The organism is Streptomyces sp. PKU-EA00015 (assembly GCF_013387495.1).
In the GTDB taxonomy this organism is placed as follows: Bacteria; Actinomycetota; Actinomycetes; order Streptomycetales; family Streptomycetaceae; genus Streptomyces.
The window spans coordinates 22,202-36,168 of record NZ_JABZEE010000051.1 but is presented as its reverse complement, the minus strand read 5'-3'; the positions used below and the strand labels follow the sequence as shown (position 1 = coordinate 36,168).

Here is a 13,967-nt window from a genome sequence, read left to right as displayed (position 1 = left end):
CCCCGCACCTGGGATCGCAGCCGCGGTCCTGCCCGTGAGGGACGCCCGGCGCCTCAGGGACACAGGCTGCCCAGGAAATCCCGTACCGCCGCGCCGAATCCCGCCGGGTCCGTCTCGTGCACCGTGTGTCCGGCAGGGAGCCGGACGAGCGTGGTGCCGGGGCGGCGCGTGGCCATCTCCTCGGCGTGTGCGGCGCTCAGGACGTCGCTGTGGGCGCCGTGGACGAGGAGCGCCGGGCAGCCCGTCGCGAGCCAGTCCTGCCAGTGGTCGCCCCGCAACTGCTGTTGCGAGAGCACCATGTCCTTCGGCTCGAAGGCCAGACCCCACCCGTCGGCGTGCTCGCGTATCGCGTCCCCCAGATAGCGGGCGGACTCTCCCAGCCCCTCGACCAGCGCCGCACGCGTCGGCGCCCGGTGCGGCCAGGAGAGGCAGAACGACAGGTCGTCGTGGACCTCCGCACCGATGTCCTCGACGACCAGCGCCCGGACCAGCTCCGGCCGCCGCGCCGCGAGCCGGTAGGCGTTGACACCGCCCAGCGAGTGCCCGAGCACCACGACACCGCTGAGCCCGAGGTGGTCGAGCAGCGCCGCCGCGTCCCGTACGTACCCCTCGCGCGAGAAGTCCCCGGGCCGGTCCGAACGTCCGTGACCGCGCTGGTCGAGGGCGATCACGCGCCACGCGGGCGCGAGCGCGGCGGCCAGGTCCGCGAACGTGCGGCCCTCGCCGAAATGCCCGTGCAGCGCGAGCAGCGGGCGTCCCGGCCCGCCGAAGTCCAGATACGACAGCCGGTGGCCGCCGGCGTCGAAGGCGCGGCGGGAGGGCCCCTCCGCGGGCGGTCCGGGCAGGGGCCGGCCGAGGCGCGCCTCGACCCGGCCGCGCAGCAGCTCGTACTCCTCCGCACGCAGCAGCGGCCGCCCGGCCGGCCGTGGGACGATCCGCCGGCCGGTCACCGCCTGCCCGTCCCGGAACTGGTCGCGGGTGAGGTCGATCTCGACGCCGCGCGGCAGCACGTTCCACCAGTGGTGGCCGTGCTGCTCGTCGCCGAGAAAGACCTCGCCCAGCACCAGATCACCGCCGAAGACGTCGTGCACGACCAGCGCGGTGATGTCGCAGTGCCCCCAGGCCGGGTTGTCGTCGGTCCAGGCGGCGCGTGCCACGTCGTCGGGCGAACACGTGTCGGCGGCCCAACCGGCGTGCAGTGCCGCTTCGATGTCGGTCAGCGTGATCGAGGTCATGCCCGCCAGCATGCCGGTACCCACTGACAACGGCTCCCGCCGTGCGGACGTCGCCAGGTCCGCCCCCCAAGGGCGCCGGCGTCCGACCGTCCCCCGTTCAGGCCGCCGTGATCGCGGCCGCGCCGCTCATGACCTGCACGCTCTCGTCGAGTACGTCCGTGGCGGGGGTGCGGTCCGGACGGTAGTCGGCGAGTTCCTCGCAGGCGCGGCCGCCGACGATTTCGCGCGCGGCGAGCAGGCCGAGCGCCGGTGCCAGGGTGACACCGCTGTGCGTGACAACCGTGTAGAGACCGGGAGTTGCCTCTGCGCAGCCGACCAGGGGCAGCCCGTCCGCGGGCACCGGACGCACCCCGAGCCGTACGCCCGCCATCCCGGCGGCACGCAGCGGCGTGAACACCTCCCGGCCCAGGCGGTGCAGCTCCTGCTCCAGCGCCGGGTCGGCCTGCCGTGCCGCATCCGCCGCGCCCTCGGTGTCCGCCGCGCCCTCGGCATCCGGCGGCAGCAAGGCGTCCACCGGCCACGAGATCGACACGACCCGGCCGTCCGGCGCCGGCCGCAGGTCGACACCGGGCGTGGCCAGGATCGCGCCGAGCTGGTCGTGTTCGGGCAGCCGCGTGCTCTCGCCGACGAGCCCGGGCACCCGGTTCAGCGGCAGCGACGCACCCGCCAGCGCGGCGATGCGCCCCGCGTCCGGGCCCGCGCAGTTGACCACCCAGTCCGCATCGAACCGGCGCCCCTCGGCCACCACGCCGGTGATCCGCTCGCCCGTGCGCAGCACCTCCGTGACACGCAGCCCGAAGCGGATGTCCGCGCCGCCCAGAGCCGCCCGGTCGAGCAGTCGCCGCGTGAACAGCGGGGCGTCGTACCAGCACGCGTGCTCATGGACGACAAGTTCGTCGGCCCGGCAGGCGTCCGGGGAGACGCCCGGCGCCAGGTCGGCCAGTTCGGCGGGGTGGGCGGAGCGGCAGGCGTGGCCCCAGCCCCGCAGCCGCTCGGCCCGCTCGCGGATGACGTGCTGCTCCTGCTCGGTGTGGCCCCACTGCACGAGCGGAGCCGGGTGGCGCCAGTCCGCTCCGCCCAGTTCCTCGCCGAGCCGCTGGTGCAGTTCGGCGCCGCGCCGGTTCAACGCGTAGTAGCTGAACGGCGTCTTGAGGTGGGTGACGTCGATGGAGAAGGTGGCGCTGGACGTTCCGGCGGCCGGGCCGCCGGCGTCGATCACGGTGACATGGGCACCGGCCTGAACCAGATGGTGCGCCACGGAGGCGCCGAGCACGCCGGCTCCGACGACGAGGACACGAGGCATGGGTCTTTCCTTTGCGATACGGGAAGAAAGGGCGCCGCCGGGCAGCGAGCGGTACCGGGCAAGGGGCGGTACCCGAAGCGGGCGGCAGCGGAGAAGGGCGGCACGGCAGAGGACGGCGGCATCGGGAGAGCCGACCGGCGCGGGAAGCGCGGGCCGGCACCGGACGAGCCGACCCGGCGTCAGAAGAGACGACCGGCACCGGACGAGGGCCGGCGTCAGAAGAGCCGACCGGGGCAAGGGCGGCGCGGTACCGGTCAGCGGACCTTGCCGAGAAATGCCCGGGTGCGGGCGTGACGGGGAGAGCCCAGCACATCGGCCGGGTCGCCCGACTCGACGACGACACCGGCGTCCATGAACACGAGAGAGTCGCCCACCTCGCGGGCGAACCCCATCTCATGAGTGACGACGATCATCGTCATGCCGTCCTCGGCGAGCCCGCGCATCACATCGAGGACCTCGCCCACGAGCTCGGGGTCCAGCGCGGAGGTCGGCTCGTCGAACAGCATCAGATCGGGCCGCATCGCCAACGCCCGGGCGATCGCCACCCGTTGCTGCTGGCCGCCCGACAGCTGCGACGGGTAGGAGCCGGCCCGATCGGCCAGTCCGACCCGGGCGAGCAGGGACCGCGCACGCTCCCCGGCCTCGGCCTTGGACTCCTTCCTGACCTGGACCGGGGCCTCCATCACGTTCTCCAGCGCCGTCATGTGCGGGAACAGGTTGAAGCGCTGGAAGACCATGCCGATCCCACGCCGCTGCCGCGCGATCGCCGCGTCGGTGAGCTCGTGGACGCGGCCGTCGCGCTCCTCGTAGCCGATGAGCCTGTCGCGCACGTACAGCCGACCGGCGTCGATGGTCTCCAGGTGGTTGACGCACCGCAGGAAGGTCGACTTGCCGGATCCGGACGGGCCGACCAGGCACATCACCTCACCGGCGGCGACGGTCAGGTCGATGCCCTTGAGCACCTCCGTCCGGCCGAAGCTCTTGTGGACACCCTCGGCACGCACCACGGGTGATGCGGTGGTCGTCGTCATCGGTCCTCCTGCGGCGCGGGCTTCGGGCGTACGGGCTCCTGCGGGGCGGTCCGGCGAGCGGCGAGGCCGGTGCGTACGCGCTGCAGCGGTGTCGGCGGCAGATCGCGGCTCGCGCCGCGTCCGTACCGGCGTTCCAGGTAGTACTGGCCGACGCCGAGCACCGAGACGGCCAGCAGGTACCAGGCGCAGGCCACCGTCAGCAGCGGGATCTGCTGGAAGTTCCGGGAGTAGATCGCCTGGATGGAGGTGAGCAGTTCGGGCACGGCGATCACCGAGACCAGTGAGGTGGTCTTCAGCATGGAGATCACCTGGTTGCCCGTGGGCGGGATGATGATGCGCAGCGCCTGCGGCAGCACGATGCGCCGCAGGGTCTGCCGGCGCGTCATGCCGAGCGCGTGCGCCGCCTCCGTCTGCCCGTCGTCCACGGAGGCGATGCCGGAACGGACGATCTCCGCCATGTACGCGGCCTCGTGCAGCCCGAGGCCGAGCAGCGCCGCCGACGTCTGGGTCACCAGCGTGTTCGTGTCGAACTCGACGAACGTCGGCCCCCACGGCACCCCGAGTCCGACCTCCGGCACGATCGCGGCGAGGAAGTACCAGAACAGCAGCTGGACCAGGAGGGGTGTGCCGCGGAACGCCCAGACGTAGACCCAGCTCAGCCGCGACAGCAGCGGGTTGGCGGACCGGCGCATCACGGCCAGGACGACGCCCCCGGCGACGCCGATGGCCATGGCGGCCGCCGTCAGCCAGAGTGTCGTGGCCAGGCCCTCGAGGACGACGGGGGCGAAGAGATGGTCGCCGACCGTCGCCCACTGCATCCGCTCGTTCGCGGACCACCCCTCGAGGAGGAAGACCAGGAGGAACACGAGCGCGGCGGAGGCGAACCAGCGGCCCGGCCGGCGCACCGGCACCGCGTCGATCTCCCTGCGCCCCGCGCTCGTCTTGATCACATGGGCGGTGCGGAGCGTGGACTCGCTCATGCCGTCGCGCCGTTCACCGTGACCCGGTCGAGAGCGCCGGACTCGACGTCCCAGCGCCCCAGGATCTCGCCGTACGCACCGTTGTCGATGAGCTTCTGCAGGGCCTGCCGCACGGCGTCGACCAGGTTCTTGTCCTGCTTGTTCACCAGGATTCCGTACGGCAGGAAGCGGTACGGCTCGCCGACCTGGCGCAGCCGGCCGTTCGACTGCCCGGCCTGGTAGGCGACGGTCGGGGTGCCGCCCACGAAGGCGTCGGCGCGGCCGGTGGACAGCGCCTGGAAGCAGCCCACGGAGTCGGGGAAGACCAGCGCCTTCGCGGCGGGCTTGCCCGCGGCCTCGCACTTCTTCGCCTGCGCCTCGATGTCCTCGACCTGGGCGGTGCCGTTCTCGACGGCCGCCGTCCTGCCGCACAGATCGTCCAGGGAGCCGATCGACTTCGCGTTCTTCTGCTGCACGAGGATCGCGCTGCTCGTCTTGAAGTAGTCGACGAACGTGACGTGCTGCCGGCGTTCCGGCTTGTCGAGCATGGCCTGGATGGCGAGGTCGTAGCGGCGCGACTGGACGCCGCCGATGATGCTGTCGAAGCTGGCCTTGGAGAACTTGACCTCGACGCCGAGCACCTGCCCGATCGCCCGCATGAGTTCCGGCTCCATGCCGACCAGCGTCTTGTTGTCCGGACCGAGGGACACCAGAGGCGGATAGTCGTCCCCCTCCGCGACGACCAGCTCGCCGGAGTCCCGCACCTTCTTCGGCAGCAGCGCCGCCAGCTTCGGGTCCTTCTCCTGCGCGGCGGCCTGGCCGGATGCCGCTGCGGATCCCGGCCCGGTCGCACCGGCCGACGACGTGCCGCCGCACGCCGCCAGCAGCGGAAGAAGTCCGGCCAGCGCCACGCCGGCAGCTGCGGCGCGCCTCGTCCGGTGGGCTCGGAGCCCCGGGAGCCGTATGTCCATGGCAGTGCCTTTCGCTGGTGGGCCGGCCATGTTCGTGGCCGGTTCCTGCCGCTCGATGCCGCTCAATCTGCGACAGTCGAACCGGCGACACAAGATGAAACAGAATGAACATTGCCGCACACATCGTTCAGTTGACCTGTTGCTCGGCTCCGTCGGCGCACCCGCGCCCACCTGCGCAGCGAACCGCCGAGCGGCCGACACGCCGGCACAGCAGGGAACTTCGTCGAGGGCGACCTCTGGCGGCGACACCGGAGCCGTTGTTAAGTTCGGCTGATGCTGACCCCGACGCAGTTGCAGGCGATCCGCGATGTGGTCGCCACCGGTTCACTGCGCACCGCCGCCCGCCGCCTCGGCTACTCCCCCTCCGCGGTCTCCCAGCAGATAGCCTCGGTGGAACGGGCCCTCGGCGTACCGCTCTTCGAGCGCTCGCCGCGCAGTGTCAGGCCCACTGCCGCAGGCGCCCAACTCGCCCGGCGGGCAGCACGGCTGCTCGCCGACCTGGAGGCCGCCGAGGACGAGATGCGGTCCTTCGCGGCGGCCGAACGCGGCCGGCTGCATCTCGGCAGCTTCTGGTCGGCGGGCTTCCGCCTGATGCCGGCCGTGCTCACCGAGTTCCTGCGCGACCGCCCGCACGTCGACGTCCGCTACGAGGAGGGCGACCCGCCGGTCACCCTGCCCGCCGTCGCGGAGGGCAGGCTCGACCTCGCCGTGATCTTCGAGTACGGGACGGTGCCGCGCAACGACCCGCCCGACCTGGAGCGGACCCTGATCCTGGAGGAGCCGCTGTACGTTCTCGTGCCCAAGAGGCACCGGCTGGCCCGCCGCAAACGCATCCAGGTCAGCGACCTCTCGGCGGAACGCTGGATCTGCTACCGCGAGGACACCGACGCGGCCCGCTCCCTCTTCCACATCTGCGCGGCGGGAGGCTTCCGTCCCGAGGTCATCTTCCGCACGAACGACTACAACCTCCCGTTCGAGCTCGTACGGAACGGGCTCGGCGTCGCGATCGTCCCGGAACTGGCGCTCAGCAAGTCGGAGGACGTCCACCTGATCCGCCTCGCCAACCCCACGCACGTACGCCGCGTGTTCGCGGTCCGCCGCTCGGGCGACCCGAACCCGTTCCTGGACCAGGCGGTCGAGGTGCTGCGGGCGGCGGCGACGACGATCGACGAGGAACTGTCGGAGGCGGGGGAGATGCCGACGGCGGTGTGATGCTCCCGGCCCGGGGCCGGGCCGGGAGCGCCGGCTGACTCAGTCCACTCCGGAGCCCCGGGGTGCTGCCCGCAGCCGCCGGACATCGCGTACGAGGGTGATGCATTCGATGAGAAGCACGAGCGCCCCGGCCGCGATCCAGATGGCTGACGAGCCCGTCTGGTATCCGCGTACTGCGCCGATAAGGAGGAGGGAGGCGCAGAGAACGCCGAAGGCGGAGATGAGCGCACTGATGCGATCGGTCACGGGGACATCGTCCCTTGCTCCCGGCCTTTGTTCACAGGGGGGTGCCGGTGCGGTCGCTAGTCGATCGTGAGCGTGCCGGTGCGGAGGATGTCGTGGTTGGCGAACAGCGCATCGAGGTGGACGGTGCGGGTCAGTGCCGCCGTCCACTTGGCGGTGGGCAGGTCGCGGTGAAGGGGGGCGCGGCAGATCCGTGCGCGGGTGCATTGGGTGAGGATCCAGCGAGCCTGCGTCTGGGTGGTGGGTGGGTTGGCGTACATGCCGGCTGCGAGGTGCCACAACTGGTCGCCGGTGACGCCGTCGGGCTCGACGACAGCGACCACGGCGATGTCCCCGAGGCCGCGCCGGTCGCTGGACTGGGTGGTGTAGGCGACGGACAGGCCGTGCAGCGGGAAGACGGTGAGTCGGCTGACGCCGGTGATGTCGAGGGTGGGCATGGCTGCTCCGTGCCGGAGGACGGGCGCGGCCGCCGGGGCGGCGGCCGCGCAATTTGAACAGGGCGGCTACTTGCCGCCGCCGCATCCGCCTCCGTCGCCGCAGCAGGCCGGCGGATTGCACGTGGCCGCCGTGCCCCACAGTTCGTGGTCGACGACGAAGCCGGCGTCCTCGATGGCGGCGACGGTGGCCCGCATCTGTGCCCCGTCGTAGAGCTGCGGGGCGGGGAACGGGTTGTGATGGATGAACCGGCCGAACTGCCTTTGGCACCAGGCGGCGTAGTCGCGGGTGTGGAGCATGAAGGCGTGCCATCCGGGGTCCACGGCCTGGGACGGCGACAGGCCCTCGTCGCGGTGGGCGGACATGTGGAGGAAGGCGAGCGCCTGGTCCATGACGCGTTCGGCCCGCTCGCGGGTGATCTTCTCTTCCTGGACGAGGAAGTTCACGAGCCGGTTGAAGAGCTCAGGCCCGACGAGGCTGCGTCCGTGGGTCAGTTCTGTTGCGAGAGCGGTCATGCGATGCTCCTCCGGTACGTGCTCGGCGCGCGGCCTACCCGTGCGCCGTGGTGCGTGTAGGGCCCTTCGCGGGGCCCGCCCGTCCCGGACCCGGTCCTGCCAGGAATTGGTCCGGGACGGGAGTTCACATCGCGGAGCGACCAGGAGGGCGGCACTCGCGGTCGTCGTCGCGGTGGCTGTAGTCGTCCGGCCGAGCCCCGGTCGGTGCCCACAGTTGTGGCACCTTCTCGGCCTCGCCCTTGATCGGTAGGTCGCAGCGAATGCAGATGCGCATGCCGCTCATTGCGGTCACTCCGCTACCTCGGAGGCATACGGGTTGCCAGGGGCCGGGGTGACGCGCCAGAAACTGGTCTGGATCGCGCGGAAGCTGCGGTGCCCGGGGCGTTCGCCGGTGTGCTTGAGCGCCCACGCCTCGGCTGGCAACCGTCGGCCCTCGGTTGCGCCGGATGAGTGACCACAACTGGTGCACTGCGCCTCGAACAGAGGCTTCTCCGGGGCGCCTTCCTCGGTGTCGAGACCGAGGTTCCATGCCGCGGCTGTGATGATGATCCGCGGGGTCATGAAGCCCGCCCAGCAGACTGGACGATGCGGTACAGGATGGGCACGTGACGTGCCTGAGCACATGCCTTGTGCGCGTAGACCGTCGTGCGCGAGCCGCCGGAGACGGATTCGTGCACGCGCACGCAGCAGTCGGCACCCGCCCCTGGGCAGTAAGCGCAGTGCCGCAAGGATGTGCGGCCCGCCTCATGCAGCGCCATGGCATTCCCCCAACTCGTCCATTGATCGGGCATGGACCCAGGGTGGCGGCCGGTGAGAGGTGGAACGCTCACAGTTTTGTGAGCGTTGTGAGTACTGCTACAGGCCGATCCACGCGGCCATGAGGTTGAGCGTGTCGGGTGCACGGCGAGATGTGTGCAGCAGCCCGTTGACGGCTTCACGTGTACCGGGGTGGTAGCGGGTCTGTTCGGGTGCGGCATGCCGGGCTTCGACGAGGTGTCGCAGGGCAGCGTCGGTGTGCCCTGCCTCCATCTCCACAACTGCCCGGTCCACGAGAAATCGCGCACGCCGGGACGTGGGCGTCGACGGTGGCAGCTTCAGGTTGCGCGCCTGCTTCAGCGCCTCGTCGAACTGCTTCATGGCGACGGAAGCGCCCATCTCATGCAGAGAGATGTTGATGTGGCCGAACGACAGCCAGTGCACCTCGCCTGCCTCGCCTCCAATGCGGTCGGCGATGTCGCGGGCGGCAGCAATGTGAGCGGCTACGGCGGCGCGATCCCCTGCGCGGGCGGCGACGGCGGACGCTCCGAGGTGCAGCTGGCCGGCGACGGCGAGGGCCTCGCGCGAGGACTCGTCAGTGAGCAATTCATGACCGGCTCTGACGAGGCGGCGACCGAGGTCGTGCTCCGTCTTCTTGTGGCCGAGTGCCCGCTTGTACTGCCGAATGGCACCGAGACACGGGTCCGATGCCCTCTGGGCAGCCCACCCCATGCGATCAAGGGCGACCGTCGCCAGGTCTCGGTAACCGACCTTCAGGGCAATGTCGTGTGCGGTGCGGTACGTGGACGCAAGAGCCTGCCATGTGGCTGTTGTCGGGGTGGTCTGCGCAGCGCGGGTCAGGTCCGTGATGAGTCCGGGCAGCACTAAGGCAGCCTTACGGAGGTGCGTTGCCCGTACGGCCTGGCACACGCCATCGGCTGAGGCGATGAGCTCGGGGAGAGGCCGGCCCTGGCGCTCGGTGGCAGGCTCGAGGTCGAACAGGTCCAGGACTTCGCGAATGGGGCGCACGAGGGCAGCCAAACGACCTTGCTGAATCTCGGTGACGGACGCAGTTCCGGTGAGTACGGTGGCGTCGACCCGGAGTGCCGAAGCGACGGCGGCAACGAAACCGTCGGTGGCAGGGCGGGCTCCGCACTCCACTTGGTTGAGCAGGCTGTAGGAGTACGGGAGCCGGTCCGCGAGCTGCCGCTGGGTCAGGCGTGCCAACTTCCTCTGTTGCCTGATCCGGGAACCTGTGTGGTCGTCGTCGGCGAGGGACATACCGGTCTCCGTTCCTGACTGGTCATCTGGAACGGTACCGGCGCTCGGGGTGCGTGGGGCCTCGATCCGGCCTCAATCGCTCCTGGGACGAAGACGGTTGCATGTGGTCGGATGAAGGCATGACGAGGACTTTGTATCTGTTCTGCTCGGCCGCGCCCCCCGTCTTCGACGTCGCCAAAGTGATCGAGGCTGCTCAAGCCCGCGGATGGGACGTATGCCTCGGCTTGACGCCTACAGCGGCCCGATGGCTGCAGTCGAGTCTTGACGGCCTGGCCGCGCTCACCGGCCATCCCGTGCGCTCCGAGTACAAGCTGCCCGGCGAGCCGGACGTGTGGCCGAAAGCGGACGTGATCGTGTTCGCGCCCTCCACGTTCAACTCGGTGAATGAATGGGCGCTCGGGCTGACGACCAAGTTCGTCGTCGGAGTGGTCGCTGAGGGCATCGGGAAGGGAATCCCGACGGTGGCCATGCCATGCGTCAACGCCGCCTATGCTCAGCACCCAGCGTTCGAGCGGTCCGTGGAGACGTTGCGAGCGGCGGGCGTAACTGTGCTGTACGGAGAGGGCGGGTTCGTGCCCAACGAGCCGGGGCAGGGACGACCGAGCGAGTACCCGTGGGAATTGGCGCTGGACGCTGCGACAGCGGTCGGCCGCAGGCCTGATTCCGGTGTGTGAGTCCGACGTACAGAGCGGCCTGCATCTGGTCGCTTCCAGGGGCTGGCACAGAGAAGGTGAGGCGCACCAATGGAGGTCGTCGTTAGCCACCTCAACTCCTTGCAGAACCGATCGAGAAGCGCGGCTTACGTAGGTATGTCCAACGACTGGGCGCCGAGTAGTGGCTGTTAACCCGCGATCGCCGAGTACGTCAACACGTCCGCCGGGATCTCGTGCCGTAGGTCCCACGTGATCGCCATCGGCTTGCTACCGGTGTGCTCGACGTACTCGGCGGGTCCCAGAAGCATCCATGGCTGGGGTCCGCCGATGTCCGTCTTCTTGTAGCGGCGGACGAACAGCAAGACGTGGGAGCCGTGTTCTTTGTGGGTCTGGTAGCGGACGCCGGTAGGGGAGGTGTCTGATATCCGGTTCTGGGACTCCCAGTGGAAGCGGAAGTTGCTCATCGCGAAGTCCCGGTACCGCGTCTGGGGAGAGAAGTCCTTCTCGTCCTTCTCCAGCGTGATCAGCAGAGCGTCCGTCTGGATGTTCTCGCACCACTTCACGCCCTCCTGGAAGTGGCCGGGCATGGAGCCGCCGATGGAGGACTGGCCGAGTGCTGGCAATATCTCTTCGCGGCTGTACGACGCGTGGACAGTGAGCGGCAGGCCAGCCAGTCCGCCGAGGAGGGGGACCGGGACGTGGTCGGTGCGGTCGAGGTTGTAGGCCAGTATCTGGCGGACCTCGTCGCGGAAGGCACTGTGCGGGCGAAGTGAGTTCAGCGCTTCTGTATATGTGGCGAAGCCGCCGAGGGGCCAGAGCGAGAAATAGAGCATCCGGGCGTATGCCTGCTCACGTTCATCGAGCTCCTCATAGCTGGGAGCGTCATCCTCAAGGAGCTTCGTGTACCCAGCTACACGCTCCGGATCGTCGACGTGAAGGAATGCGGACACCCGCTTGAAGAGCGCGGCTTCACCCTCTGCGGCGGGGGACCTCAGCAATCCTGCTCTGCGGAGGAGTCCTGTCCAGGAGTTACCCGTGCCTCGGTAGAGCTCCTTCAACTCGCGGCCACTTTCTTGCAGATACGCCGTGAGTCGCTGCTCGCCGTACTTGCCGACCTCCCGTGCCAGCTGCGTGACGTTGACGCCGATCTGGCTACGGATGTTGTTCATGACCAGTTCTTTGGCCTTGGACTCAAGGATGATCTGGCAGCCGGACGGCAGCTGCGGGAAGTCATGCTCGATGTGGGCCAGGAGTCGGTTGCGGGTTAGGTTCGTGAGCGCCCGGAACTGCTCCTCGAAGCGGAACTCCTTGCGGTGTTGCCCAATGAAGTCCAGGACAGTGAGAACTGCCTTGCCCTCGCTGCGTCGAAGTCCGCGGCCAAGCTGCTGAAGGAAGACGGTGGCGCTCGACGTCGGGCGCAGCAGGAGGAGTGTGTCGACGTCGGGAACGTCAAGGCCCTCGTTAAAGAGGTCGACCGAGAAGATCACCTGCAGGTCGCCGGCCCTCAGCGCCTCCAGTGCAGATTTGCGCTGCTCCCGCGGGGTCTCTCCAGACAGGGCAACGGCATTGAGACCGGCCTGCTGGAAGAAGTCGGCCATGAACTGGGCGTGTGCGACGGAGACGCAGAAGCCCAGCGCACGCATTGAAGCGGGATCGGTCACCTTGTCGATGACGGCTTGCACCACAAGACGCGCTCGGGCGTGGTTGCCAGTAAGGAGATTGCTCAGTGCCGACGCGTCGTATGAACCGCGCTTCCATGTAAGGGCGCTCATGTCCGTGGTGTCGGTTACGCCGAAGTAGTGGAAGGGGCTGAGGAGTTCGTTTTCCAGAGCCTCCCAGAGCCGCATCTCCGCCGCGATGCGTCCATTGAAGAACTCGTCTTGGACGTTGCGGCCATCCATCCGCTCGGGTGTGGCAGTGAGCCCCAGGAGTTCGAGTGGTTGGAAGTGATCAATGATCTTGCGGTAGGTCGGCGACACTCCATGGTGAAACTCGTCGATGACGATGACGTCGAAGTGGTCAGGAGCGAACCGCTCCAGCGATCGGGAATTAAGGGACTGGACGCTTGCGAAGACATGCGTCCACTCGTCTGGATTGATCCCGCTATGGAACTCGCTGCCGAAGTTTGCATCGACGAGAACGTCTTGGTAGGTGCGAAGGGACTGCCGAAGGATCTCCTGGCGGTGTGCGACGAACAGCAAGCGCAGGTCACGGCCGTGCTGCTGGCGAAGGCGCTTGTAGTCCAGTGCAGCCATCACGGTCTTGCCGGTGCCGGTGGCGGCGACCAAGAGGTTCCGGTGCCGATCGTGCACCGTGCGCTCGACTTCGAGCCGCTCCAGCATGTCTCGCTGATGCGGGTACGGACGTACTTCCAGCCCAGAAAGGGTGACGCGGCGGCCTTCAAGACTGCTCGTGCCACGTCCTGCCAGCTGGAGCGCATCGTCCAGGCGACCAGCGTCGTGAACGGGGTCGTACCGCTCGAATGCGGAATCACTCCAGTAGGAGTCGAAGGTCGCTTCAAACTTGCGCAGCACATCAGGCGTTGCGATCGACGACAGACGGACGTTCCACTCCAAGCCGTCGAGAAGCGCGGCCTTTGACAGGTTAGAGCTGCCGACATACGCCGTGTCGTAGCCGCTGTGACGACGGAAGAGCCATGCCTTCGCGTGGAGACGTGTAGACCGCAGCTCGTAGTTGACCTTGACCTCGGCGTTGAACTTCTGGACCAACTTATCGAGGGCGCGGCGCTCAGTGGCGCCAATGTATGTGGTGGTGATGACGCGGAGGGGGACACCTCGGGCGTGCGCGGCTTCAAGAGACTGTTCGATTACACGGAGTCCGTGCCACTTAACGAAGGCGCAGAGCAGGTCTACGCGGTCAGCGGTCGCGAGCTCGGCACGCACCTCAAAGCCGAGGCTAGGGTCCTCAGGCGAGTTGGTGATGAGGGCGGTGTCGGAGAGCGGCGTAGCGGGCCGGATGGAGTAGACGCCCTTAGCTTCCTGCTCAGCAATGGCCAGCAGTTGGCGTGGGCCATCAGCCACGAGGTCAATCCACTCTCGCGCTCCCTCGATCGTGTTCATCGACTCAAGGATGTGGTTCGCGGCGTGGACCCGCTCAGACGCGGGCAGTTGCTCCAGCACGCGCCGCGTCGTGTCTGCTACATGCCGCGCGATGACGTGAGGCGATGACTCGGGTCCCACCAGCCCGTCGATCGCAAGCCACCGATCAGTGCTCAAAGTTTTGAGGTGAGTCTCGAGGCGCAGAGTGATCAGCTGCTCGTAGAGACCGGTGACCGGTCGGCTCGCATCCATGGGACCCGGCATCGCATTCCCTCCCCGTTTAGGCCCTGCCAGTGATAGCAGGCAGCACCGAC

Annotated in this window: 14 protein-coding genes; 2 read left to right on the top strand and 12 right to left on the bottom strand. The window is 68.7% G+C overall.

Annotated elements, in window-relative coordinates; translation table 11 throughout:
* Positions 1-53 precede the first annotated feature (53 nt).
* From HW130_RS28095 to HW130_RS28075, 5 genes are all read right to left on the bottom strand, one after another.
* On the bottom strand, positions 54-1,235 hold the full coding sequence (locus tag HW130_RS28095) for an alpha/beta fold hydrolase (RefSeq protein ID WP_177152543.1): 1,182 nt from the start codon (positions 1,233-1,235) through the stop codon (positions 54-56).
* Positions 1,236-1,332: 97 nt separating this feature from the next.
* Complete coding sequence (locus tag HW130_RS28090) at positions 1,333-2,538, bottom strand: FAD-binding oxidoreductase (protein ID WP_177152542.1); 1,206 nt, start codon at positions 2,536-2,538, stop codon at positions 1,333-1,335.
* A gap of 254 nt (positions 2,539-2,792) precedes the next feature.
* Entirely contained in the window at positions 2,793-3,569 is a 777-nt protein-coding gene (locus tag HW130_RS28085; protein ID WP_177152541.1) for an amino acid ABC transporter ATP-binding protein, read from the bottom strand.
* Positions 3,566-4,549: an amino acid ABC transporter permease gene (locus HW130_RS28080; protein WP_177152540.1), complete on the bottom strand. Its 984-nt coding sequence runs from the start codon at positions 4,547-4,549 to the stop codon at positions 3,566-3,568. The genes HW130_RS28085 and HW130_RS28080 overlap by 4 nt, the downstream gene beginning before the upstream one ends.
* Positions 4,546-5,499: an ABC transporter substrate-binding protein gene (locus HW130_RS28075; RefSeq protein WP_177152539.1), complete on the bottom strand. Its 954-nt coding sequence runs from the start codon at positions 5,497-5,499 to the stop codon at positions 4,546-4,548. The genes HW130_RS28080 and HW130_RS28075 overlap by 4 nt, the downstream gene beginning before the upstream one ends.
* A 273-nt stretch (positions 5,500-5,772) precedes the next feature.
* Between HW130_RS28075 and HW130_RS28070 the strand changes: the two genes are divergently transcribed.
* A complete protein-coding gene (locus tag HW130_RS28070; protein ID WP_177152538.1) occupies positions 5,773-6,711 on the top strand; it encodes a LysR family transcriptional regulator in 939 nt (312 codons plus the stop codon).
* 39 nt (positions 6,712-6,750) lie between these two features.
* On the opposite strand, the gene HW130_RS28065 is transcribed toward HW130_RS28070, so the two are convergent.
* The 6 genes from HW130_RS28065 to HW130_RS28040 all read right to left on the bottom strand — a co-directional run bounded on the left by HW130_RS28065 (position 6,751) and on the right by HW130_RS28040 (position 9,941).
* On the bottom strand, positions 6,751-6,957 hold the full coding sequence (locus HW130_RS28065) for a hypothetical protein (protein ID WP_177152537.1): 207 nt from the start codon (positions 6,955-6,957) through the stop codon (positions 6,751-6,753).
* A 56-nt stretch (positions 6,958-7,013) separates the two neighbouring features.
* Positions 7,014-7,391, bottom strand: coding sequence for a hypothetical protein (locus HW130_RS28060; protein WP_177152536.1), 378 nt, complete (start codon positions 7,389-7,391; stop codon positions 7,014-7,016).
* A 66-nt stretch (positions 7,392-7,457) separates the two neighbouring features.
* Positions 7,458-7,904 (bottom strand): hypothetical protein, encoded by a 447-nt coding sequence (locus HW130_RS28055; RefSeq protein ID WP_256356385.1) that lies wholly within the window; start codon positions 7,902-7,904, stop codon positions 7,458-7,460.
* A 124-nt stretch (positions 7,905-8,028) separates the two neighbouring features.
* The gene (locus HW130_RS28050) at positions 8,029-8,178 is read right to left on the bottom strand and encodes a hypothetical protein (protein ID WP_177152535.1); all 150 of its coding nucleotides are present in this window, start codon (positions 8,176-8,178) and stop codon (positions 8,029-8,031) included.
* A 14-nt stretch (positions 8,179-8,192) separates the two neighbouring features.
* Entirely contained in the window at positions 8,193-8,465 is a 273-nt protein-coding gene (locus tag HW130_RS28045) for a hypothetical protein (protein WP_177152534.1), read from the bottom strand.
* 294 nt (positions 8,466-8,759) lie between these two features.
* Positions 8,760-9,941 carry a helix-turn-helix domain-containing protein gene (locus tag HW130_RS28040; RefSeq protein WP_177152533.1) on the bottom strand — a complete coding sequence of 394 codons (1,182 nt, stop codon included), beginning with the start codon at positions 9,939-9,941 and terminating at the stop codon, positions 8,760-8,762.
* A 101-nt stretch (positions 9,942-10,042) separates the two neighbouring features.
* Here HW130_RS28040 and HW130_RS28035 point away from each other — a divergent pair, with 101 nt between their 5' ends.
* Positions 10,043-10,615 (top strand): flavoprotein, encoded by a 573-nt coding sequence (locus tag HW130_RS28035; protein WP_375256598.1) that lies wholly within the window; start codon positions 10,043-10,045, stop codon positions 10,613-10,615.
* A gap of 167 nt (positions 10,616-10,782) precedes the next feature.
* On the opposite strand, the gene HW130_RS28030 is transcribed toward HW130_RS28035, so the two are convergent.
* On the bottom strand, positions 10,783-13,917 hold the full coding sequence (locus tag HW130_RS28030) for a DEAD/DEAH box helicase (protein WP_177152532.1): 3,135 nt from the start codon (positions 13,915-13,917) through the stop codon (positions 10,783-10,785).
* Positions 13,918-13,967: the final 50 nt, after the last annotated feature.